The following is a 20,469-nucleotide window of genomic DNA, read 5'->3' on the forward strand; positions in this document are numbered from 1 at the left end:
TGTTGCAAAGAACAGGTACAGGGTCAGGGTTATCGATCGGACAAGCAGCGCCTAGGGAAGGCTCCCTAGACGCCAGCATTCGCAACGATTGTAATGGTTAAAGGCAGAAGGCCGGACGTTAAAGCTGCAGGAACTTGCCCGCCTCGCGGTCCTTGCGCACCTTCAGCCCGTCGAACACCGACCCGCTCATGGTGATCCACACACCGGGCTGCGCGGCCTGGCAGGTGGCGAAGGCCATGCCCAGGTTGAAGGCGGCATCGCTCTCCGCAAAGCGCGCCGGGGCGAGCGCGCCGCAAAGCACCACCGTCTTGCCCTCGATATGGGCGAGCGCGGCTGCGGTCTGCGTCATCGTATCGGTTCCATGAGTGATGACGACCAGCGTTTCCGGCGCATCGGCGATGGTCGCCGCGATCAGCCCCCGGTCCTCGTCGGTAAGATCCAGACTGTCCTTGCGCAGCAGTTCGACGATGCGGAAAGGATGCGCCACGCGGGCGGTTTCCAGCAGCTTGCCGATCACGCTCTCGACGATCTGATATTCGCTGAGCGCGTCGAAGTACTGCTTGTCGATGGTGCCGCCGGTGGTGACGACCAGAATGGCGGGAAGGGTCGCGGAAGAGTTCATGTCCGTCCTTTAGCGCCGGAAGGGCCGCGCGGGCAATGTCCGCTCTGCGATCTTGCGCGGGCAACGGCCGTGCCCCGGCCTCCGCGCCATGCCAGCATGGCGGCATGAGCCATTCCTCCGCCGACGCGCGCGCCGAACTCGCCTCCGACTGGCCCACCGTGCTGGCCGCCGCAATGGCCATCGGCGTGGGCATGATGGGCGTGGGTTTCTATTCGTTGGGCCTGTTCGTCACCCCGCTTCAGGCCGAATTCGGCTGGACCCGCGCAGAGGTTTCGGGCGCGGCGACGTTCCAGCAGCTGGGCATCTTCCTGTCCGCCCCCCTTATCGGGCGGCTGGCGGACCGCTTCGGCAATCGCCGCATCGCCATCGCCAGCTACATCGCGACGCCGCTGGCTTTCGTGGCACTGGCCCGCACCGGCCCTTCGCTGACGGCATGGTATGCATTGTGGCTGCTGGTCTCGCTGGCCGGATGCGGCACCACCCCGGCAATCTGGGCGCGCGTGGTATCGCTGCGCTTCGATTCCGGGCGCGGCTTTGCGCTGGGGCTCATGCTGATGGGAACGGGCACGGCCGCGATGCTGGCCCCGGCGCTCCTTGGCCCGGTCATCGCCGCGCAAGGGTGGCGCACCGGACTGCTGGTGATCGCCGCCGTCGTCGCCGTCGTCGGCATTCCCGTGAGCCTGCTGACGGGACGCGGCGAGACGGCCCGCAGCCCCCTTCGGCTGTCCAGCGAACGCGGCCGCACCGAGATTACCGGCGCCACCGTGAAGATCGCTGCGATCGGTTTCCTGCTGGGGGTGATTGTCGCCGCGCTGATCGTCCATCTCGTGCCGATGCTGGTAGACCGGGGGATCACCCCCGCGCGTGCCGCCGGTGTCGCTGCGTTCATCGGCGCTGCCGTGGTGGTATCCCGCGCCGTGGTCGGCTGGCTGTTCGACCGTTTCCACGCCCCGCGCGTCGCCTGCCTGTTCCTTACCTCGCCGGTGATCGCCTGCGCGGTGCTGTATTTCCACGGCCCCGCCATTCCCGCCGCCCTGCTGCTTGGCCTTGCTGCCGGGGCGGAAGTCGACATGCTGGCCTATTTCACCAGCCGCTATGCCGCGCTGGAAAACTACGGTGCGACATATGGCCTGATCCTGGGTCTGTTCAGCCTGGGTGCCGCCTTCGGCCCGCCTCTGTTCGGCTGGTCTGTCGACATCACCGGAAATGCCGACCTCGCCCTCGCCTGTTCGGGTGCGGCGCTCGTGGGTGTGCTGGCGCTGATCGCAACGCTCGGCCCCTATCGCCGCGCCCACTAGGTCAGGCAGCAGCCTTCAGGAATTCCAGCAGCCCGCGCTCCTCGCGGCTCATCCAGCGCGTGCGGCGCGGCAGGCGCTCGGGCATTGCCGCCGCGCCCGGATCGCCCTTGGCCGCCGCGATCACCGCCGGATGGACGTAGGACTTGCGCGCGATCGCCGGGGTGTTGCCAAGGCACTGCGATACTTCGTCCAGCAGGGTGCGCAGCGATACACCGGGCTGCTCCCAAAGCGCGGTGAAGGCCAGCGTGCTCGCCGCCCAGGTGCGGAAATGCTTGGCGGTGAAGTGCTCCCCCTGATCCGTGGTGCCCATCGTTTCGGCCAGGTATTCGTTGACGTCGTGGCTGTGCACGGGGACCGGCTCGCCCTCCTCGTCGAGATACTGGAACAGGTGCTGGCCGGGCAGGTCCTGCATCTTGCGCACGCAGCGCACCAGCGAGGGATCGTCGCAGGCGATCTCCTGCAGCTTGCCCGACTTTCCCTTGAAGCGCAGGAGCAGAGTGCCGCGCTCGATCTTCGCGTGGCGGCTGCGCAGGGTGGTGGCGCCGAAGCTCTTGTTGGCCTTGGCGTAGCACTCGTTGCCGACCCGGATCGCCCCGGTATCGAGCAGTGCGATTACCGAGGCAATGGCCCGCTCGCGCCCCAGCTTGCGGACCGCAAGGTCGCCCGCCACGCGTTCGCGCAAGGCGGGAAGCGCCTCGCCGAAGCGCGGGCAAAGCTCGAACTTCATCGCCTCGCGCGCCTCGCGCCAGTCGGGGTGGTAGCGGTACTGCTTGCGCCCGCGTGCGTCGTATCCGGTGGCCAGCAGATGGACCTGCGCATCGGGCGAGAACCAGCAGTTCCCATAGGCCGGCGGCAGAGCGATCGCGTTCAGCCGGTCGATCTCGTCGCGGTCGGTGATCCGCTCGTCGTCGGGGCTCCAATAGGCCCACTTGTTGCCCCGCACCGGCCTGCGGGTAATCCCCGGCACCGTGTCATCGGCGAATTTAAGGCGCGCCATGCGATTTACGCTTTCCGGTCAAGCTCTTGCTTTCGGTAAACGCGCGAAGTGCGACGAAGTTGTCCTCTTCACCGGAAACCGGATGCGGATCGGGCCGTTCCTTCAGCAAAGACACAGCAATCACAGGAGCCCACCATGGCAGACGGGACGATTTTCGAGGACCTCAAGGCCGACCACGACAAGCACCGCAAGATGCTCGCCCAGCTGGGTGAGACTCAGGGCGACAGCAAGGAGCGCCGCGACCTGTTCGAAGCGCTGCGCAAGGAACTGCAGGCCCATGCCGCAGCCGAGGAGGAATCGCTCTACGCAGCGATGCTCGGCAACCCGGACCTGCGCGACGAGGCGCGCCACTCAGTGTCCGAACATAAGGAAATCGACGATTACCTCGGCGAACTCTACGAAATCGACATGAGTTCGTCCGCATGGCTGATGAAGTTCAAGGACCTGCGCCACCGCTACCTCCACCACATCGACGAGGAAGAGGAGGACATGTTCCCCTCTGCCGAAAAGGAGATGTCCGCGCAGACGGAAAAGAAGCTCGCCGCCACGTTCGAGGAGCGCAAACCCAAGGAACTGGCGGCAGCCGAAAAGGAACTGCCTGGCGACGCACGCGAATAACAGCGCGCGCGTATCGGTCGATGGACCAGTCGGGCCTCCCTTGCGGCAGACGCAGGGGAGGCCCTTCTCTTTTGGTGGAACGCACCGCCTGCACGGCGCGTTGATCAGTCAAACAGCCATAGAGGACACCGCCATGGACAAGGACATTCGCGAGACTTTCTGGAAGGCGTTCCAGGCCAGCCCCTTCATCATGATCAAGCTGGAAGGCGCGCCCGGCCATGCCGAACCGATGACTGCCCAGCTCGACAAGGACGCGCATCACGCCGTCTGGTTCTTCGCCAAGCGCAGCAACCGCATCGCACCCGGCGGCAAGGCGATGGGTCAGGTCATGACCAAGGGCCACGACGTTTTCGCCTGCATCGACGGCACCATTGTCGAGGAAACCGATCCGGCCCTGCGGGACAAGCACTGGAATAATGCCGTCGAGGCGTGGTTTCCGAATGGCAAGGCCGATCCCTCGGTGGTGATGCTGCGCTACGATATCGAAGACGGCGAAGTCTGGACGTCGGACATGGGAATCAAGGACGTCTTCAAGCTTTTGACCGGGAAGCCCATTCACGGGCACGATGCCGGCGAACACGCGCTCGGCGCGGTCTGACACCCTCTCGGACCTGCGTGAGCTGCGGGGGCGCGGTGACTTAGGTCATCGCGCCCTTTCATCATTCCCGCTCCGGGCACGGCCGAGCAGATACCGCCAGACCCCCACGCAGTTGATCGCCAGCAGGGCGATATTCTGCACCCCGATGCCCTGCGCGGTATCGTCGAGAAACCCCCAGCCAATCAGCGCCAGAGAACTCGTCACGAAAATCACGAAGCCCCAGCCCGTCCAGCGCCGGCCGAGGTCAAGCGAAACAATAAGCGCCGCCACGGTTCCCGCAGCGGCGCCATAGTATTGCAGGCATTGCAGGACGAATTGACTCATCCTCTCGCCTTCTTTCTCAGGCCCCATGTTTTTATGGTTACGGGCCCGGGCTCTTGCGGCCCCTCTCCTAGTCGATAATTGGTGTCTTGTTCACCAGCAGAGGCTCCAGCTCGACCGGACGGACGGCATCGGGGCATGCGGACATAGCATAGGAAATCGCGGCCAGGATGGCCTGACGCGTAAACGGTTTCTGGACGATGCCGACGGCAGTGGCCGCCGGCGCGTCGATCTGGCCGGGATTGGCGGTGACATAGATGACGCGCGCGCCGAAACGACCGGAAAGGTCGCGGGCGATGGCCGGGCCAGTCAGCCCGTCCCGCAAGTTGAGGTCGACGAGAGCCACGTCAGGCGCCTCTCCCAGTCGCCCGAGCGAAGCCATGTCAGGGAAGGTGCCGAGGACGGAATGACCGCCATCGGCAAGAATGTCTTCCAGTTGCAGGGCAACCAGGAACTCGTCCTCGACTATGAGGATTTTACCTGGGCTCGGGAGATTCGTACCCAAGGCACGAGGTTCCTTGTCTTGAAATCCGGCCGTCAGGCGGCCAGCAGCTTGCGGCCCTGAACCATCTTGGGATCGACGTTGGCAACCTTAAGCAGTTCGCCGAAGAAAGCGTCGATGGCGTCGCCGGTCAGCACGAAGTTATGACGGAAGTCCGGGAGCTGCCCGGATTCGATGATCTTCGAGAGCATAGCGCGCGCGCGGCAGATGCGGCTTTTCACGGTGCCCAGTGCAATACCGCAGATGTCGGCGATTTCCTCGTAAGAAAGGTTGCCGGCGGCGACGAGCACCAGAGCTTCGCGGTAGCTTTCGGGAATGGCGGTCAGTGCGCGCAGGACGTCAGCCAATTCTACCGCGCTTTCCTGGCTCGCTTCGGCGCGCAGGATGCGCTCGGCCGCCAGTTCGTCGTACTCGCCGTGGAAGCGGGCGCGGCGGGCTTCGGAATAGAAGTGGTTGCGCAGGATCGTGAAAGTCCATGCCTTGAAATTGGTGCCGGCGGCATAACGCTCACGCGCCGCCCAGGCACGCAGCATGGCTTCCTGTGCGAGATCGTCGGCGCGATCACGGCAGCCGCAAAGGCCGCGGGCGAATGCGCGAAGATGCGGGGCCACGTCGGCCAGCGCGCGCTTGAAGTCGCGGTCGCTGAGCGCCGTCTTGATTTCAGCCGCTACCGTCTCGGGCTTCCCTGCCTCGACGCTTGCTTCGATCGTTGCCGACATGGCGATACCCTCCATAGAAACCTGTCGGCAATCAAACGTCACTGCGTCGAAATTGGTTCCCCAAATGTGATATTTACCTGCACGGATGTTCAGGAAAGCCCCGTCACGGATTGCTCCAAAGGCCCGGAAAAGAGGAGCTTCGGGGCAATTTGAGCAGTCTCGAGGAAAGTTTTTTTCACACCCCGGCCGGAACAAGCACGGCCCAGAAACTTTGAGGCCTCCGTCCACCATAACGGTGAACGAAGGCCTCGGGATCGGGTCACCACCGGTTTGCGGGGGGGGTGGGGGAGCCAGTGGTGACATTGAGGGAACGTGACGACCCCAAGTTGGTTCCCGAAAAAGCGTTCTATCGTAAAAAATTTTCCGGTTGCCCTATCTGTGCTGCGGAGTCAGACAAAAGACATCGGCCCACAGGCGCAAGGGGCGCCAACGACGTGCAATCGGGAATGACTTCCCAACAGGCCTGAGGAACATGAATGTCTGTCTCTGACCAGATCGCCATACAGCTGCCCTACCTGCGCCGCTATGCGCGCGCCTTGACGGGTTCGCAGCAATCGGGCGACGCTTATGTACGCGCAACGCTCGAAGCGGCGCTTGCCGACCGCTCGCTGCGCGAGGCGATCGCCCACAGCCGCGCGGCGCTTTACGGCGCCTTCACCCGTATCTGGGCAACCAGCCATGTCGAAGAGCCCAATCTGGGCGGCGGCGGGATGCATGAACAGGCTGCGCAGGAGCGCCTTGCAACGATCGCGCCGACGCACCGCCAGGCCCTGCTGCTCACCACCGTCGAGGAATTCTCGCGCGAGGAAACCGCAGAAATCCTCGATCTCTCGGTCGGGGAAATCGACGCCCTGGTCAGCCAGGCCATTCTCGAAATCGAGGGCGAGAGCGCGACGCAGGTTCTCATCATCGAGGACGAGCCGCTGATCTCGATGCAGCTCGAAAGTCTCGTCACCGATCTGGGCCATACCGTGGTCGGCACCGCCGCCACTCATGCCCAGGCGATCGAGATCTTCTCGCGCCACCCGGCCGGCCTCGTGCTTGCCGACATCCAGCTTGCCGACGGCAGCTCGGGCATCGACGCGGTCGAAGACCTGCTCAAGTTCGGCGACGTGCCGGTGATCTTCATCACCGCCTACCCGGAACGCCTGCTCACCGGCGAGCGGCCCGAGCCGACCTACCTGGTGACCAAGCCGTTCCAGGAAGCAACCGTGCGCGCATCGATCAGCCAGGCGCTGTTCTTCAATTCCAGCCGGTCGGTAGCCTGACCACGGCGCCCCCGCTTCGGCGGGGGTGCCCCTACTGGCGGGTCAAAGGCCCGGCCCGCGCGGCTGGTCATAGACCCAGCTGGCGCTGCTCACCCGCTGCTAGCGGGGGCAATACGCGGCCGAAGCGATCGCGGGGGGCCTGTTCCTCAAAGGACAGGCTTGGCGGCGTGAAACCGACATGGCGCACCACGGCGTCGTGGACCGGCACGTCGAAACGCACGCCGACGCAGCGGCCCGACTGCCACACGACTTCCCCGCAGGCCGTCTCAAGCTCATAGAGATCGATGATTACCCGCTCGCCGACGGCGCTGCGCGAATCGCCCAGCTCGATCATGCAGCCTCCGGCGCAAAGATCGTAAAGAAACGCCGGGACCGCTATTTCCCCGATGATGCAGGGAACTTCCTTCTCGACGATGTGTCGGCTCCAGCTGCGCGCGTCCATACTTTCCCCCTTCACGTTGATAAGGGAGAAATAGTGCGAATCGACTTAAACAAACGATAACGCCGCCCTGAAGTCCGCGTTCAGCGCCGCTCGTTACGCAGGACGAACTCACGCGAGGCGCGCACCGGGACTTTCAGCCGGCACTCGACACCGCCGGGGTTGAACTTCAGGTCCACCTCGGACTTCAGTTCATGGGCGACGATTTTTTCGATCAGGTCGCGTCCGAAGCCGCGCTTTTTCGGCTCGATCACTGTCGGTCCGCCCTCTTCCCGCCAATGGATCTCAGCCAGTTCGGGAGACAGCAGCTCCCAGTTGACGTGGATGCGCCCTTCTATCGTGCTGAGCGCGCCATACTTGGCCGCATTCGTCGCCAGCTCGTGGATCGCCAGCCCCAGCGACATCGCATCGTTGGGAGCAAGCTTGATCGCCGGACCGGACATCGCGACATGGCTCTCGTAGCCGTCCATGTAGGGCGCCAGTTCGGAACGGACGATGTCGCCGAGCGCGGCATTGCCCCAATCCGACTGGGAGAGCAGGTCATGCGTGGCGGAAAGCGCCCGGATGCGGGCGGTCAGGCTTTCCGTGAAATCGTCTATCCCGGTCGAGCGGCGCCGGGTCAGCGCGGCGATCGACAGCACATTGGCGAGGGTGTTCTTGACCCGGTGGTTCAGTTCGCGCGTCAGCGAATTGCGGATCGAGGCCTGGCTGGTCAGCCATTCCAGCACGATCCGGTCCTCCGCCGCGCGCTTAGTGATGAGCCGCCCGATCGCCATGACCATCAGCGAGGCGATCGCCCCGAAGAACAGCGTGATGCGCGACAGGGTGGAGAGCACGCCGGCCTTGCGGTCGCTGACCTCGACCACCCAGGACTGTCCGGCCACGTCGATCCGCCGCTCTATGCTGGGGCCGGAAACGCCGTCGGCGCGCTGTTCGGCCATCAGCGTTTCGGGCGCGACGTGGTCGTCGTAGATGGCAAGGTCGATGCTGTCGTTGCGATACAGTTCGCTGGCCGAGGTCAGGAACGCCTGCGCGCGAAACGGGCTGAACACGAAACCCTTGACCGCATGGCCCCTGCCCCGTTCCGCGAAAACCGGCATGTAGATGAGGAAGCCTGCCGCGCGCGGGCTGCCACGATCCTGCACCAGCTGAAGCAGGCCCGTGGCAGCCGGCGCGCGGCGCTCCATCGCCCGTTCCATCGCCTTGCGGCGGGCGGGGTCGGAGAACATGTCGTAGGCCTGCGCCCGGCGATTGGGGAGTGACTGCGGCTGAAGGTAGACGATCGGAGTCACGATTTCCTGATCGGCTTCGGGGCGGGGGTCGATCATGAAATCGGGACGGCCGCCGGTGGTCTGCAGCGCGACCTCGAACGGCGCGATGCGGTCGGCCGGGATTACCGGCGCCCAGCCCATGCCCAGCGAACCGTACAGCGTGCCGTCGCCCTGCAGATCCTGCGAAAATTCGGAGAACTGTTCGTCCGAGACCTCGTCCTGCGTAGCGAACAGCGCGCTGCCCGCGCGCAGGAGCGCGATATTCTCGGTCACGCGCCGCTGCAGGGCAGAGGAGATTTCCGTGAGGTTGCGGTCCAGTTCGACCGCGCGGGTGACCTTGTCCGCCCGCTCGATGGCCATGACCGAAACCGCCGTGGTGATGCTCGCGATGAGGAAAAGCAGGAAGGGCCAGCCACGCGGATACTTGTGGAACCACGCCTGCTTCTGCACCCTGTCGAGCAGAGCCTGGTCAATCACCCAGCAACTTCCTGTACTCCAGACCCTGCCACGTTATGGCGTCACTTACGGTCAAAAGTGATCGTAGCGAGAAACGTGCTATGCCACAGATTATGCTCAGGGGAACCATGCTCAGCGTGGATTGTTCCAATGATCAAACGACGTCCATTCCGGCTTGCAGGAGGACGAAACCGAGCAGCGCCCGCCCATGGTCACGATTGCCCAGGACGAGACAGCGCACCGGGCTTGACCGTACCCCGGTCTCGCAGCAAGTGTACTTCGTGAAAGGGAGTTCGTGTTGAGTCAGCCCAATGGACGTGGCGATCCCGGCAGGATGCCGGGCCTGCCGCCGGAAGTCCGCAGAGACGGTGAGCCCGGCTGGGCCGGGGGGTTGAGGAAGCTCTATAACTCCGTGGTGGATGAACCGCTACCGGACAGCTTCAAGGATCTCCTGAAGAAGCTGGACGATCCGGGCGATGCCTGAGCGGATCAAGGCTTCCCCCGCCGACGAGGGATTTCGCCTGGAACTGCTGTCAGTCCTGCCTCACCTCCGCGCATTTGCCCGCGGCCTGTCCGGCCGTGCCGATTTTGCCGACGACCTAGTACAGGAAGCCGCGATCAAGGCCTGGACCGCGCGGGAACGGTATCAGGCCGGCACCAATATGCGGGCCTGGACCTTCGCGATCCTGCGCAACCACTATCTCTCCGAACTGCGGCGCTCACGGCGCCAGACCGACCTCGACGAGGGCGTGGCCGAGCGTATGCTGGTGATGGAACCGGACCAGGAAGGCCCGCTGCATCTGGGCGACATGGAAGTGGCCCTCCAGAAGCTCGCACCCGAACGGCGTGAGGCGGTGCTGCTGGTTGGCGCCTCGGGCTTCAGCTACGAGGAAGCCGCCGAGATCGCCGGCTGTCCGATCGGCACGATGAAAAGCCGCGTCGCTCGCGCCCGCGCCGATCTGGCCCGGATGCTGGAAGGCGAACTCGACGCGCTCGATATCAAGACGCGCAAGACGGGTTGAGTTCACCCTCTCCGCGCAGCCTGGGCAGTGCGTAAAGACACAGTACCGACACTACGTGAAAGACGAGCGCTGCACCTGCGACAGGCACGGTGCCGCGCTCGATCCACGGCGAAACAAGCGCAGTGCCCACCGCCGCCGCCCCTAGCAGGAACAGGATGACGAGCGCGCTGCCCCGCGCGTCGTCGCCGTGGCTGGCCATCATCGCGCGGAAAAAGCCCGGCGGCCCGCGCAGGCCCAGCCCGGTATTGACCGGCACGAACAGCGCCGTGATCACCAATGCCGAAGTCCCGCCCGAAAGCGCATAGGCGAACTGCGCCAGCGCTGCGGCGGCTGCCATCCCTGTCCCGATGTTCAGCACCCGCTCCGCCCCCAGCCGCGCAACGAGGCCGGACGAGACATTGGCGGCAACGATGAACGTCGAGATGCCGCATAGCTGCATGACGATGAAATCGGCCAGCGTGCCCCCGTGGACACGCACGAAGACCGTGGGCATCCCGAAAACGAAGACCAGCAGCCCCCCCAGCACACATGCATGACTGACCGCATAGCGCATGAACACAGGATCCTTTACGAGCGCCGCGAAGCTGCCCCTGCCCCGCCGGCTCACTTGCGGAACGCCGCCGGTCAGCGCCAGCAGCGCGGCGACCACCACCGCGACGCCGGCCATCACCTCGAAGCTCAAGGTCCAGCCGCCCAGCGCGAGCAGTCCTGCCCCCGCGATCGGCGCCAATGCGGGGGCCAGCGATTCGATGCTGGCAAGGAAGCCGATGGCCCGGACTGCGCGGGTTTCGTCGAACATCGCCTTGACCACGCCCGGCGCGAAAACCGCAGGCCCGGCCGCGACCACGCCCTGCACCGCCCGCAGAACGATCAGCCCCTCGATACTGGTCGCCAACCCACATGCGAGCGAAAGCAGCGCGGTCGCCAGTAGCGAACCGATGAACAGCCGTGCGGTGGAAACCCGGTCTCCCAGCGCGCCGAAGCCGAGCAGGCCAAGGCACGATCCGCCGACGTAAGCCGCCAGCACCAGCTGCGCGCGCGAGGGATCTCCGCCCAGCGCCTCGGGCAGATGCGGCACTGCCGGCAGCACCAGATCGGTGCCCATAAGACCGACGATGGTTCCGCCCACCACCAGCCCCAGCGTGATCCACCCGCGATTCACGATCAGTCCCCCGTTGCAGAACGCGCCTCTTCGCAGGTGCGAAAGGAGGAGGTCAAGGCCGCGACGGCTTGATCATCCACGTCTGACCTTCCCGAGGGCAGGAAGCAAAACGGCGGCGCTCCCTTCCGGGTAACGGCGGATACGGCGGGATTCGGGCAAAACAAAACCCCCGCTTCCCTTGCCGGAAACGGGGGCTTCGCGATGCTGTAAGGCAGCAGGACTTACGCGGGGTAGGTCCAGGCCGTGCCGCGGTCGAAGTTGTCCGACGCGAACGTCCAGTTGATGAGGTTCTCAAGCACGGCCTTCACGTAGGCCGGGCGCTTGTTCATCTGGTCGATGTAGTAAGCGTGCTCCCACACGTCGATCGTGAGCAGCGGCACCACGTCGGTGGTCAGCGGGCAACCGGCGTCATGGGTCGAGATGACCTTGAGCTTGCCGGCGTCGACGACGAGCCAGGCCCAGCCGCTAGCGAAGTGGTTGACCGCCTCGTTCGAGAGCGCTTCGAGGAGCGCATCCATCGAACCGAAATCGTTGGTGATGGCGGTGGCGAGGCTTTCGCTGGGCTCGGTCTTCTCGGGGCTCATCGAGCACCAGTAGAAGCCGTGGTTCCAGATCTGGGCCGCGTTGTTGAACTTGGGACCCGAAGCCGACTTGGTGATTTCCTCGACGGTCTTGCCGGCGTCGTCGGTGCCTTCGATCGCAGCGTTCAGCTTGTCGACGTAGGTCTTGTGGTGGGCGCCGTGGTGGATCTCAAGCGTCTTGGCGGAGATATGCGGTTCGAGTGCGTCCTGGGCATAGGGCAGCGGCATCAGGGCAATGGTCATGTCATGGTTCCTGTTCTCAGGGTGATCGAAAGCTTGGCTGCGCCGGCGGTGCCAGGGCACCAGACGCGGAAGAGAGGTCCGGCGCCTATTTCTGTCGTGCAGCGCAACAATTCAAGCGTGCAATAGTGGCATTTTGATTTCGCGGCGATTTTATCGTCCGCGGCGGTCATCCGGTGCCAGGCGCGCGCTTCTCAAAACAAAGATATGGCCTCAAATGAAAAAGAACGGCCGCAAACGAAAAAGGATGACGGGGTTACCGCCATCCTCTCCCGTTTCCGCCGGCACCCTGCAAGGGGGTCGGGCGCCAGTCGGTACGACCGTTTAATCGACCGTCAGTTCTGCTTGGAAGCGGCGTCCTTCATGGCGTCGGACTTGGCATCTCCGGCCTTCTTGACCGCGTCAGCCTGATTCTCGAGTGCTTCTGAAGGTGTGCCGCTGGTCATCCCGGCCTGATCTTCCATCATATCGGCTGCCGCGTCGGATTGTGCCTCGACGGCATCGGCGGCCTTTTCGGTGGCCTCCTGCTGCGGGCTGTTGCAGGCTGCAAGGCCCAGCGAAGCGGAAGCGATGGCGATCATTGCAAGACGCGGAGTAGTGATGGCTTTCATGGCGAGTAGTCCTTTCCCTCTGTTGTAATCATGGCACGTATCACAGGGAGGACGCGCCAGCCTCCGCGCGGGGCCGTTCACCGGCCCCGGCCGCGTGGCTTACCGAACCGAGCCGCGACGGAAGAGGTTGACGATCGCCAGCAGCACAACCGCACCCAGGAACGAAGCGAAGAGCGACATGATGTCGAACGCGCCGCTGGTAATGGGAGCGCCGCCGATGAGCGGAGTGATGATGAAACCGGCGATCAGGGCGCCGACGATGCCGACGACGATGTTCAGGAAGATGCCCTGCTGCGCATCGGTGCGCATCAGGATCGAAGCCAGCCAACCGATAATGCCGCCGACGATGAGGATGAGAAGAAGGGTCATAGTACCGTCTCCGAATGGGTGTTGTTGATCCAGTAAACGGTCATCTTTCGTCATGGTTCCGCAATCGCCTGAATCGCTTCGTCGCATCTGGCCGCGACCAAGCGCCTTTGCCGCATCGAAAAATTCGAAAGTAGCGCGCAAGCACGCGCCCGCACGCGAGATAGATTGAAACATTCAAGGTGCTTTACAGGAGAAAGGGCACTCACGTCAGGGCGATATACACCGTCCTGTATGACAAAACGGTTGAAACGGCAAAGGTGTCTAATTACAGTCAGCCTCGCAGCGCGATTCCCGACGAAGACCGGCGAACACCTGCCCTGCTGCCTCGAAAGCGATGCGGTACGGTCCACGCGGGAGAGGATGCCCAATGCTCGAAAATATGCCGAAAGCCTGGGATATCGAAACAGACTTCGTCTCGATCGGATCGGGAATCGCCGGCCTGTCCGCCGCCATCACCGCCCGCGAACAGGGTCTCGAAGCCATTGTGCTGGAGAAGGCTTCGCAAGTCGGGGGCGTCACCGCACTGTCGATGGGCGAGGTCTGGGTGGCAGGCAATCACCACGCCGAGGACCTTGGCATCGAGGACAGCGCCGAAAGCGGCTTTCGCTATCTCCAGCGCCTTTCGATGGGCTATGGATCGGACCTCGCGATCCTCAACAAGGTGGTCCATGCCCGCGAGGCCCTGCGCTATTTCGAGGAGCGCATCGGCCTCAGGACCGAAGTGATCCGAGACTGTCCCGACTATTACTACGGCCACAGCAACGATTCCGTCGCCGAAGGGCGGATGCTGGAAGTCGCGCCCTTCCCCGCGGATACCCTGGGCGACTGGCAGGCAAAAACGCGCGTCTCGCCGCAGATGCCCTATGGCTTCACCCACCACGACATGTTCAGCGCCGGGGGCACCGCCAACATTGCCAAGTGGGACTTCTCCCGCATGGCGGAGCGCCTGACCGCCGACGAACGGTGCCTGGGCCCGGGCCTCGCCGCCTATTTCGTCAAGGGTGCGCTCGACCGGGGGGTCACGCTGATGACCGAAACCGGAGCCGAGGAACTGATCGCCGACGGCAACCGCGTGGTCGGCGTCCGCGCAGTCCACGAAGGACGCGATATCTTCGTGAAGGCGCGCAAGGGCGTACTCGTCGCGGTCTCCAGCTATGAGCGCAACCAGGACTACAACCGCACCCTCGGCCAGCAGCTCGATCTTGGCTCGATGGTGTTCTCATCGGTCGACGGCGCCAACTTCCGCCTCACCGGACCGCTGGGCGCGCGGATTGCCAGGGTGCCGGATATCACTTCGCTGGGCTTCACTATCCCCGGCATGGAGGGTGAGGACGGCAGACCCTTGTGGAACAGCGCCCTGCCGGTGATCGGCCAGCCGCACACCATCGTCGTCAACCGCGCCGGAAAACGCTTCGGCAACGAAGCGTTTTACCGCAGCTTCTACTACACCATCGACCATATCGACGGTTCGACCCAGACCCACCCGAACTTCCCCTGCTGGGCCGTGATCGACAGCCAGGTCCGCGAAAAGTACCCGTTCGGCTCGATCATGCCCGGCTCCGACTGGCCGGAAGGACTGGGAGAGCAGGCCCCGACCTTGCGCGAACTGGCACTGAAGATCGGCGTCGACGCGGACGCGCTGCAGCAGACCGTCGCCACCTTCAACGAGCATGCCGTCAAAGGCGTCGACCCCGAGTTCGGACGCGGCACCCATCCGTGGAGCACCTGGATGTGCGGCGACCCCTTCCACAAGCCCTGCCCCGTGCTCGGCGCGCTGGAGAAGGGTCCGTTCTATGCCGTCCAGCTGGACCGGATGGGCGGCACTGCGATCGCCTCCTCGGGCATTCTCACCGACCTCGATGGACAGGCGCTCGACTGGAACGACGAGGCGATCCCCGGACTGTACGTGGCCGGCAATTCGCAGGCCCGCATGGAGACAGGTGCGGTGATGCAGTCGGGCATCTCGAACGCGCGGGGCATGACGTACGGCTGGCTTGCCGCGCAGCATGCCGCCGGAGCGCCCAGCACCCTGCTGGCGCGAGAGGTGGAGCGCATGGGCTTGTGATCGGGGCAGGCGTCGCAGCCGGGACAGGCTCATGATCGAAACCACGCAGACCGTCACCATCGCCGCGTCCCTCGGCGCGGCATGGGACTATGCCCGCGATGTCGAACGCTGGGCGGAGATCATGCCCGGCTACCAGTCATGCCAGATTGCGGATGAGGACAACTCGCTCTGGATATTGAAGGTGGGCGTGGGCGGCCTCGTGCGCACGGTGAAAGTGGCGGTCCACGTCGAGCGCTGGGACGGGCCGGAACGGGTGGACTTCACGTTCCGCCTCCAGGGCGATCCGGTCGAAGGCGCCGGCTCCTACCGTGCCAGGCCGGCGGATGGGGGCGGCACCGAGGTCGAACTGGCGGTGCAGGTGCATGGGTCCGGCCCGATGGCGCCGATGTGGGAAGCCATGGGTGCGCCCGTCCTCCCCCGCTTCGCCCGCAGCTTTGCCGAGGAACTGAAAAGCCGCATCGAGGCGCTGGCCGGAACGGCGCCGACCCGGCCCGATCCGGCTCCCTCCCTGCTAAAGCGCTTCGCCGCATGGCTGAAACAGCTGCTGGGGCGGTGACGAAACCAACCGCGCACTTCCCGGGTTGTCCCCTGCAAGGAGACCCGAAGAGGTGTATACGTCCGCCCGGCAGCGCGCCCTTTCGGCGCTTGCCTCGCTGCTAATCGTGGCGGGAGGGTTGGCCGCACTCGTCGCCGGCCTTGCCGCGCGCATGACTCCGCAGGCCCGACGCGAAGCCCTCGCCGCCATCATGCCGCTGCGCGATCCGCCAAAGGAACCACGCCGCCGCGAGAAACCGGCGAAGGCCCACTCCACCGCCGCCAAGGGCCGTCCCTCGCCCGCCAACCTGCGCAACAAGGCGACGCAGATCGTGGCCCCGCCGCCGCGCCTCCCGCCGCTGATCGTGCCCCCGCCCGTCGTCACCGCGCCGCGAGCCGGGACAGGTTCAGCCACGCAGAGCGGCGCATCCGACCGGGTCGGCCCCGGACAGGGCGCGGGCGGGATCGGAGACGGCGATGGCGGCGGCGGAAACGGCGACGGGGATGGCTACGACGATACCCTCACCCGGCCGACGCAGATCCGCGGCCGCCTGCACTTCTCGGACCTGCCCAAGGACCTGCGCGAAGCCAAGGCTGGCGGCGAACTCAAACTGCGCTACCGCATCGGCGTCGACGGACGGGTGAGCGACTGCCGCATCCTCGTCTCCAGCGGGCGGCCGCAGCTCGATGCGACCACCTGCGCGCTGATTACCGAGCGCTTCCGCTTCCGGCCGTCCCGCAATGCGCGGGGCGAGCCGGTTCCCGCGATCATGGTGGAGAGGCACGGCTGGTACTTCGACCCCGAGGACGAGCCATAGGCCTTTCCCCGCACCCCTGCGGGCCGAGTTCCGGATAGACAAACCCTTTCCCGGAGCGCACGCTGTACACATGCACAGCATTGCATTGAAGAAGCCCCGAAAACGGGGATCTGAAGAGGAGAGGCCCTTTGTCCATAACAGTCGAACCCGTAAAACCGTATATCGGCGGCATGGTCCACGTATCGCCCGACCACCTGCTCGACGACGAGACGATCGAGACCGTGCGCCGCGAACTGGAAACCCGCGGCGTGCTGGTCTTCCCGCAGATCGACGTGTCGGATCAACTCCAGCTCGCCTTCACCGACCGGCTGGGTGAACGCGTCAATTTCACCCGTCAGGTGCCCGGCTCCGATGCCGATACGCCGGATGTCTACAAGATCACCCTCGACCGCAAACTCAACGCCGAGCCGGACTACGTTCTGGGCACCTTTTTCTGGCACATCGACGGGATAACGATCGACCAGCCCCTGCCAAAGGCCACCGTGCTCTCGGCCCGGAAGCTGTCGGACACAGGCGGAGCGACCGAATTCGCCAACCTTTACGCCGCATGGGACCTCCTGCCCGAGGACGAGAAGCGCGAATACGAAGGCCTCAAGGTAATTCACTGCGTCGAGGCAGCGGTACGTCCCGTCCACGGACACCCGAGCGAGGAACGCCGCGCACGCTACAAGGCAATGGCGGCGGTTATGGAACAGCCGCTGGTCTGGACCCATGAGGACGGTCGCAAATCGCTCCTGCTCGGCACTCACGCCGACGGCATCGTCGGAATGCCCGGTCCGCATGGCCGCGCCCTACTGACGCGGCTGCAGCAGTGGGCGGCACAACCCGACCTCGTCTATACCCATAAGTGGCAGCCAGGCGATCTCGTCATCTGGAACAACCATGGCCTGATGCACCGCGTGGTGCCTTACACCGACGAGGGCCGCGTGATGCACCGGACCACCATCGCGGGCAAGGAGAAGCCCGGCATACCGGCACAGGCCGCGCATGTGGAACAGATATACCAGATCGCCTGAAACGCTTCTTACTGCGCGGCGGCAGGGAGGAGTCATCCTCGCAACCAAATCGCCGGCGGCAACGTTGGGCCAGTAATCCACCGTTGCCGCCCTTGCACGAGCCTGGCTCCCGGCGAGACGGGTTGACGCAGCCGCGTCAAGTGGAGCAAGTGTGCCCTTCAAGTCCTTGCGAGAATTGCTCCGATGCTGTCGCAGAAAACACGTTATGCGATCCGGGCCATGCAGCACCTCGCGGACAAGCACGGCCAGGGCCCGATACCCCTGACCGACATCGCCGAGAGCCAGAACATCCCGGCGAAGTTCCTCACCGTCATCCTGTCGGAGCTGTCGCGCTTCGGCATCGTCGCCTCGCAGCGGGGCAAGGACGGCGGTTACTGGCTGGGCGTGCCCGCGATCGACATCACTTATGGCGATCTCATCCGCGTCATGCGCGGCTCGCTGGCGCTGGTGCCCTGCGCCAGCCGTTTCGCGCACGAAACCTGCAAGAACTGCGTCGAGGAAAAGGACTGCCGCACCCGCGCGCTGATGCTCCAGCTGCGCGACGCCACCGCCACCCTGCTCGACGGGATAACCCTCGCGGACCCGATCGAACTGGTGCCCGCAGCCTCGGGTCTGGAAGCGGCCGACGAAGTGCAGACGGGCTGATCCACCCGGTTCTGCCAAGTTCCACGTTGCCTGGCGCCATCGTCCCGGCGGTCAGCAGGGTACTTTCGGCGCTGAAAGCAAAGCTACTCCAACGACCCTATTGTCAACTTATTAGATTGAGAATACGGATGACGCATGGCCTCCGCGCGGGGCCATCGCGGCGGAACGCTGCCCCGCGACGCGAGAGGAGACGCCCATGCGAATTGCCAACCCCACCGAAGCGCCCGCCGGTGAACATCCGCTGCTCAACGAAGGCGTCCAGCATGTGATCGAGGCGCTCCAGCGCCTGCGCTTCGGCGTCATCCAGCTGACCGTGCACGACGGCAAGCTGATGCAGGTCGACGTGACCGAGCGCCGCCGCTTCAACAACTGAAGGCGCACGTTCCGGCTGCCGGGTACATCGGTCCACCGAACGCCCCTGCCGCCAAAACCTGACATACCCCGGATTCCTCGGCCTGTCCCGGCGCCGCTTCGCAGTGCCCCGGTCTGGCGCGAACTCCCCTGAACTGCTCCAACCCCGCCACGGGAGGAATTTGAATGCTCGATTCGCTGATGGCCGACCTGCCGGCCCACCTGGCCGAGATTGCCCCCTTCATCGCCATCGGCTTTGCCGCACAGATCGTCGACGGCGCACTGGGCATGGCCTTCGGCGTCATCACGCAAACACTGCTGGTCAGCGTCGTGGGCGTTGCCCCGGCCGCCGCCTCCGCCAGCGTCCACCTTGTCGAGCTGTTCACCACCGGCACTTCCGGCCTTAGCCATATCTGGCATCGCAACGTGAACTGGGGCCTGTTCTGGCGGCTGGTTCCGACCGGCATCATCGGCGGCGTGACCGGCGCCTACCTGCTTTCGAGCATCGACGCCTCGGTCGCCAAGCCTTTCGTCATGCTCTATCTGGCCGGTGTGGGCGTCTACCTGTTGTTTCGCGCCATTCGCATGCGCAAGCCCAGCTTCGAAGACCCCCGTTTCACCGCGCCTCTGGCACTAGCGGGCGGCTTCCTCGACGCGGCGGGCGGCGGCGGCTGGGGGCCGGTGGTCACCTCCAACCTGCTGGTGCAGGGCGGAGAACCGGCCAAGACCATCGGCACCGTCAATACCGCCGAATTCCTCCTCACCGCCTCGATCTCAACCGCGTTCATCGCCACGATCGGGCTTTCCGCCTTCACCTCCGCCACGGTCGGCCTCATCATCGGCGGCGTGGTGGCCGCACCCTTCGGCGCCCTGTTCGCCAAGCGCATGAAACCTCGGGTGCTGCTGACGGCCGTATCCATCGTGCTGATCGCGACCAGCGCATTCAGCGTGTGGAAGGCGTGGCCTATATTCTAGGGCCCATAGCTCCCACCTCCTCGACACCGCGATAGCCGTTGCAAGACCGGCGGCTCTGCGGCAATCCGGCGCCAGCCGCCCGGAAGCGGACAGGAGAGGATGACATGCCGATGCCCCCCCACATCGACGAGACTCACGACAGACAGCGCCTTTCCTGGGTGGAAAGCGCCAATGCCGACAGCGATTTCCCGATCCAGAACCTGCCGCTGGGCATCTTCTCGCGCTTCGGCGAGGCCCCGCGCGGCGGCATGGCGATCGGCGATGCGATCCTCGACCTTGCCGCTCTCGCCCGCAGCGACCTGCTGTCTGGCGAGGCTCTGGCGGCGGCCGAGGCGGCAAGCGCCCCCACGCTCAACGCCGTGCTGGCGCTTGGAGCGGCCCCGCGCCGGGCGATGCGCCGCGCGGTGTCCGCCCTGCTCGCTCAGGACTCGCAGGAGCGCGCACGCATCGAACCACTGCTGGTCCCGGTGGCGGATGCCACGATGCACCTGCCCGCCCACATCGGCGACTACACCGATTTCTACGTCGGCATTCACCATGCCACGACCGTGGGCAGCCTCTTCCGGCCCGACAATCCGCTGCTGCCCAACTACAAGCACGTGCCCATCGGCTATCACGGACGCGCCTCTACCGTGCGCCCCAGCGGCACGCCGGTGATCCGCCCGCTTGGACAGACCAAGGCGCCCGATGCGCAGGAACCCGCCTTCGGCCCCGCAGCAAAGCTCGATTACGAGCTGGAACTGGGGGTCTGGCTGGCCACCGGCAACGCGCAAGGATCGCCCATCCCGATTGGCGAAGCGCAGGACCACATCGCCGGGCTAACCCTGCTCAACGACTGGTCCGCGCGCGACGTGCAGGCCTGGGAATACCAGCCGCTCGGCCCGTTCCTGGCGAAGAACTTCCTCACCACCGTATCGCCGTGGCTGGTGACGATGGAGGCTCTGGCCCCCTTCCGGCAGGCGCAGCCCCCC

Annotated in this window: 25 protein-coding genes; 14 read left to right on the top strand and 11 right to left on the bottom strand. The window is 65.0% G+C overall.

Annotated features, from left to right (window positions below; all coding sequences use genetic code 11):
• Positions 1 to 118: 118 nt before the first annotated feature.
• Positions 119 to 622 (bottom strand): asparaginase domain-containing protein, encoded by a 504-nt coding sequence (locus tag GVL61_RS21900; RefSeq protein WP_159982934.1) that lies wholly within the window; start codon positions 620 to 622, stop codon positions 119 to 121.
• Between the two features lie 104 nt (positions 623 to 726).
• Here GVL61_RS21900 and GVL61_RS21905 point away from each other — a divergent pair, with 104 nt between their 5' ends.
• On the top strand, positions 727 to 1,920 hold the full coding sequence (locus tag GVL61_RS21905) for an MFS transporter (RefSeq protein ID WP_159982936.1): 1,194 nt from the start codon (positions 727 to 729) through the stop codon (positions 1,918 to 1,920).
• 1 nt (position 1,921) lies between these two features.
• Here the strand turns inward: GVL61_RS21905 and GVL61_RS21910 are convergent, their stop codons facing one another.
• The gene (locus GVL61_RS21910; protein ID WP_159982938.1) at positions 1,922 to 2,917 is read right to left on the bottom strand and encodes a DNA topoisomerase IB; all 996 of its coding nucleotides are present in this window, start codon (positions 2,915 to 2,917) and stop codon (positions 1,922 to 1,924) included.
• Between the two features lie 135 nt (positions 2,918 to 3,052).
• Here GVL61_RS21910 and GVL61_RS21915 point away from each other — a divergent pair, with 135 nt between their 5' ends.
• On the top strand, positions 3,053 to 3,535 hold the full coding sequence (locus GVL61_RS21915) for a hemerythrin domain-containing protein (RefSeq protein WP_159982940.1): 483 nt from the start codon (positions 3,053 to 3,055) through the stop codon (positions 3,533 to 3,535).
• A 133-nt stretch (positions 3,536 to 3,668) separates the two neighbouring features.
• Positions 3,669 to 4,133, top strand: coding sequence for a pyridoxamine 5'-phosphate oxidase family protein (locus GVL61_RS21920; RefSeq protein ID WP_159982942.1), 465 nt, complete (start codon positions 3,669 to 3,671; stop codon positions 4,131 to 4,133).
• A 45-nt stretch (positions 4,134 to 4,178) separates the two neighbouring features.
• On the opposite strand, the gene GVL61_RS21925 is transcribed toward GVL61_RS21920, so the two are convergent.
• The 3 genes from GVL61_RS21925 to GVL61_RS21935 all read right to left on the bottom strand — a co-directional run bounded on the left by GVL61_RS21925 (position 4,179) and on the right by GVL61_RS21935 (position 5,675).
• Entirely contained in the window at positions 4,179 to 4,457 is a 279-nt protein-coding gene (locus tag GVL61_RS21925) for a hypothetical protein (RefSeq protein WP_159982944.1), read from the bottom strand.
• A 67-nt stretch (positions 4,458 to 4,524) separates the two neighbouring features.
• Complete coding sequence (locus tag GVL61_RS21930; RefSeq protein WP_159982946.1) at positions 4,525 to 4,959, bottom strand: response regulator; 435 nt, start codon at positions 4,957 to 4,959, stop codon at positions 4,525 to 4,527.
• A 32-nt stretch (positions 4,960 to 4,991) separates the two neighbouring features.
• A complete protein-coding gene (locus GVL61_RS21935; protein ID WP_159982948.1) occupies positions 4,992 to 5,675 on the bottom strand; it encodes a sigma-70 family RNA polymerase sigma factor in 684 nt (227 codons plus the stop codon).
• A 476-nt stretch (positions 5,676 to 6,151) separates the two neighbouring features.
• Here GVL61_RS21935 and GVL61_RS21940 point away from each other — a divergent pair, with 476 nt between their 5' ends.
• The gene (locus tag GVL61_RS21940; protein WP_159982950.1) at positions 6,152 to 6,943 is read left to right on the top strand and encodes a response regulator; all 792 of its coding nucleotides are present in this window, start codon (positions 6,152 to 6,154) and stop codon (positions 6,941 to 6,943) included.
• 67 nt (positions 6,944 to 7,010) lie between these two features.
• Here GVL61_RS21940 and GVL61_RS21945 read toward each other — a convergent pair whose 3' ends face one another.
• The gene (locus GVL61_RS21945; protein ID WP_159982952.1) at positions 7,011 to 7,385 is read right to left on the bottom strand and encodes a PilZ domain-containing protein; all 375 of its coding nucleotides are present in this window, start codon (positions 7,383 to 7,385) and stop codon (positions 7,011 to 7,013) included.
• 80 nt (positions 7,386 to 7,465) lie between these two features.
• On the bottom strand, positions 7,466 to 9,130 hold the full coding sequence (locus GVL61_RS21950) for a CHASE domain-containing protein (protein ID WP_159982954.1): 1,665 nt from the start codon (positions 9,128 to 9,130) through the stop codon (positions 7,466 to 7,468).
• A 277-nt stretch (positions 9,131 to 9,407) separates the two neighbouring features.
• Here GVL61_RS21950 and GVL61_RS21955 point away from each other — a divergent pair, with 277 nt between their 5' ends.
• Both GVL61_RS21955 and GVL61_RS21960 read left to right on the top strand, forming a co-directional pair.
• Positions 9,408 to 9,593, top strand: a complete 186-nt coding sequence (locus tag GVL61_RS21955; RefSeq protein WP_235037843.1) for a NepR family anti-sigma factor — start codon at positions 9,408 to 9,410, stop codon at positions 9,591 to 9,593.
• Positions 9,586 to 10,131 (top strand): sigma-70 family RNA polymerase sigma factor, encoded by a 546-nt coding sequence (locus GVL61_RS21960; protein WP_159982956.1) that lies wholly within the window; start codon positions 9,586 to 9,588, stop codon positions 10,129 to 10,131. The genes GVL61_RS21955 and GVL61_RS21960 overlap by 8 nt, the downstream gene beginning before the upstream one ends.
• On the opposite strand, the gene GVL61_RS21965 is transcribed toward GVL61_RS21960, so the two are convergent.
• The 4 genes from GVL61_RS21965 to GVL61_RS21980 all read right to left on the bottom strand — a co-directional run bounded on the left by GVL61_RS21965 (position 10,109) and on the right by GVL61_RS21980 (position 13,094).
• On the bottom strand, positions 10,109 to 11,293 hold the full coding sequence (locus GVL61_RS21965; RefSeq protein WP_159982958.1) for an MFS transporter: 1,185 nt from the start codon (positions 11,291 to 11,293) through the stop codon (positions 10,109 to 10,111). The genes GVL61_RS21960 and GVL61_RS21965 overlap by 23 nt on opposite strands.
• Before the next feature lie 221 nt (positions 11,294 to 11,514).
• Positions 11,515 to 12,117, bottom strand: coding sequence for a superoxide dismutase (locus GVL61_RS21970; RefSeq protein WP_159982960.1), 603 nt, complete (start codon positions 12,115 to 12,117; stop codon positions 11,515 to 11,517).
• A 332-nt stretch (positions 12,118 to 12,449) separates the two neighbouring features.
• Complete coding sequence (locus GVL61_RS21975) at positions 12,450 to 12,725, bottom strand: hypothetical protein (RefSeq protein ID WP_159982962.1); 276 nt, start codon at positions 12,723 to 12,725, stop codon at positions 12,450 to 12,452.
• 99 nt (positions 12,726 to 12,824) lie between these two features.
• Positions 12,825 to 13,094: a GlsB/YeaQ/YmgE family stress response membrane protein gene (locus GVL61_RS21980; protein WP_043971158.1), complete on the bottom strand. Its 270-nt coding sequence runs from the start codon at positions 13,092 to 13,094 to the stop codon at positions 12,825 to 12,827.
• 367 nt (positions 13,095 to 13,461) lie between these two features.
• Between GVL61_RS21980 and GVL61_RS21985 the strand changes: the two genes are divergently transcribed.
• The 8 genes from GVL61_RS21985 to fahA all read left to right on the top strand — a co-directional run.
• The gene (locus tag GVL61_RS21985) at positions 13,462 to 15,159 is read left to right on the top strand and encodes an FAD-dependent oxidoreductase (RefSeq protein ID WP_159982964.1); all 1,698 of its coding nucleotides are present in this window, start codon (positions 13,462 to 13,464) and stop codon (positions 15,157 to 15,159) included.
• Between the two features lie 31 nt (positions 15,160 to 15,190).
• Positions 15,191 to 15,715 carry a CoxG family protein gene (locus GVL61_RS21990; protein WP_159982966.1) on the top strand — a complete coding sequence of 175 codons (525 nt, stop codon included), beginning with the start codon at positions 15,191 to 15,193 and terminating at the stop codon, positions 15,713 to 15,715.
• A gap of 52 nt (positions 15,716 to 15,767) precedes the next feature.
• Positions 15,768 to 16,511 (top strand): energy transducer TonB, encoded by a 744-nt coding sequence (locus tag GVL61_RS21995; protein ID WP_159982968.1) that lies wholly within the window; start codon positions 15,768 to 15,770, stop codon positions 16,509 to 16,511.
• A gap of 128 nt (positions 16,512 to 16,639) precedes the next feature.
• A complete protein-coding gene (locus tag GVL61_RS22000) occupies positions 16,640 to 17,527 on the top strand; it encodes a TauD/TfdA family dioxygenase (RefSeq protein WP_159982970.1) in 888 nt (295 codons plus the stop codon).
• Positions 17,528 to 17,710: 183 nt separating this feature from the next.
• Positions 17,711 to 18,172 carry an Rrf2 family transcriptional regulator gene (locus GVL61_RS22005; RefSeq protein WP_159982972.1) on the top strand — a complete coding sequence of 154 codons (462 nt, stop codon included), beginning with the start codon at positions 17,711 to 17,713 and terminating at the stop codon, positions 18,170 to 18,172.
• A gap of 196 nt (positions 18,173 to 18,368) precedes the next feature.
• Complete coding sequence (locus GVL61_RS22010; protein ID WP_159982974.1) at positions 18,369 to 18,545, top strand: YezD family protein; 177 nt, start codon at positions 18,369 to 18,371, stop codon at positions 18,543 to 18,545.
• A 164-nt stretch (positions 18,546 to 18,709) separates the two neighbouring features.
• Positions 18,710 to 19,498, top strand: coding sequence for a sulfite exporter TauE/SafE family protein (locus tag GVL61_RS22015; RefSeq protein ID WP_159982976.1), 789 nt, complete (start codon positions 18,710 to 18,712; stop codon positions 19,496 to 19,498).
• A 110-nt stretch (positions 19,499 to 19,608) separates the two neighbouring features.
• Positions 19,609 to 20,469 (top strand): fumarylacetoacetase (fahA, locus tag GVL61_RS22020; protein ID WP_159982984.1); only part of this gene is annotated, 861 nt, incomplete at its 3' end.

Origin of the sequence: Novosphingobium sp. 18050 (assembly GCF_902706195.1) — a bacterium.
GTDB lineage: Bacteria > Pseudomonadota > Alphaproteobacteria > Sphingomonadales > Sphingomonadaceae > Novosphingobium.

What these genes read in the sequence shown, in the direction of transcription:
- GVL61_RS21900 (WP_159982934.1), bottom strand. Translation starts at nt 622, where the DNA reads ATGAACTCTTCCGCGACCCTTCCCGCCATTCTGGTCGTCACCACCGGC.
- GVL61_RS21905 (WP_159982936.1), top strand. Translation starts at nt 727, where the DNA reads ATGAGCCATTCCTCCGCCGACGCGCGCGCCGAACTCGCCTCCGACTGG.
- GVL61_RS21910 (WP_159982938.1), bottom strand. Translation starts at nt 2,917, where the DNA reads ATGGCGCGCCTTAAATTCGCCGATGACACGGTGCCGGGGATTACCCGC.
- GVL61_RS21915 (WP_159982940.1), top strand. Translation starts at nt 3,053, where the DNA reads ATGGCAGACGGGACGATTTTCGAGGACCTCAAGGCCGACCACGACAAG.
- GVL61_RS21920 (WP_159982942.1), top strand. Translation starts at nt 3,669, where the DNA reads ATGGACAAGGACATTCGCGAGACTTTCTGGAAGGCGTTCCAGGCCAGC.
- GVL61_RS21925 (WP_159982944.1), bottom strand. Translation starts at nt 4,457, where the DNA reads ATGAGTCAATTCGTCCTGCAATGCCTGCAATACTATGGCGCCGCTGCG.
- GVL61_RS21935 (WP_159982948.1), bottom strand. Translation starts at nt 5,675, where the DNA reads ATGTCGGCAACGATCGAAGCAAGCGTCGAGGCAGGGAAGCCCGAGACG.
- GVL61_RS21940 (WP_159982950.1), top strand. Translation starts at nt 6,152, where the DNA reads ATGTCTGTCTCTGACCAGATCGCCATACAGCTGCCCTACCTGCGCCGC.
- GVL61_RS21945 (WP_159982952.1), bottom strand. Translation starts at nt 7,385, where the DNA reads ATGGACGCGCGCAGCTGGAGCCGACACATCGTCGAGAAGGAAGTTCCC.
- GVL61_RS21960 (WP_159982956.1), top strand. Translation starts at nt 9,586, where the DNA reads ATGCCTGAGCGGATCAAGGCTTCCCCCGCCGACGAGGGATTTCGCCTG.
- GVL61_RS21970 (WP_159982960.1), bottom strand. Translation starts at nt 12,117, where the DNA reads ATGACCATTGCCCTGATGCCGCTGCCCTATGCCCAGGACGCACTCGAA.
- GVL61_RS21975 (WP_159982962.1), bottom strand. Translation starts at nt 12,725, where the DNA reads ATGAAAGCCATCACTACTCCGCGTCTTGCAATGATCGCCATCGCTTCC.
- GVL61_RS21980 (WP_043971158.1), bottom strand. Translation starts at nt 13,094, where the DNA reads ATGACCCTTCTTCTCATCCTCATCGTCGGCGGCATTATCGGTTGGCTG.
- GVL61_RS21985 (WP_159982964.1), top strand. Translation starts at nt 13,462, where the DNA reads ATGCTCGAAAATATGCCGAAAGCCTGGGATATCGAAACAGACTTCGTC.
- GVL61_RS21990 (WP_159982966.1), top strand. Translation starts at nt 15,191, where the DNA reads ATGATCGAAACCACGCAGACCGTCACCATCGCCGCGTCCCTCGGCGCG.
- GVL61_RS22005 (WP_159982972.1), top strand. Translation starts at nt 17,711, where the DNA reads ATGCTGTCGCAGAAAACACGTTATGCGATCCGGGCCATGCAGCACCTC.
- GVL61_RS22010 (WP_159982974.1), top strand. Translation starts at nt 18,369, where the DNA reads ATGCGAATTGCCAACCCCACCGAAGCGCCCGCCGGTGAACATCCGCTG.
- GVL61_RS22015 (WP_159982976.1), top strand. Translation starts at nt 18,710, where the DNA reads ATGCTCGATTCGCTGATGGCCGACCTGCCGGCCCACCTGGCCGAGATT.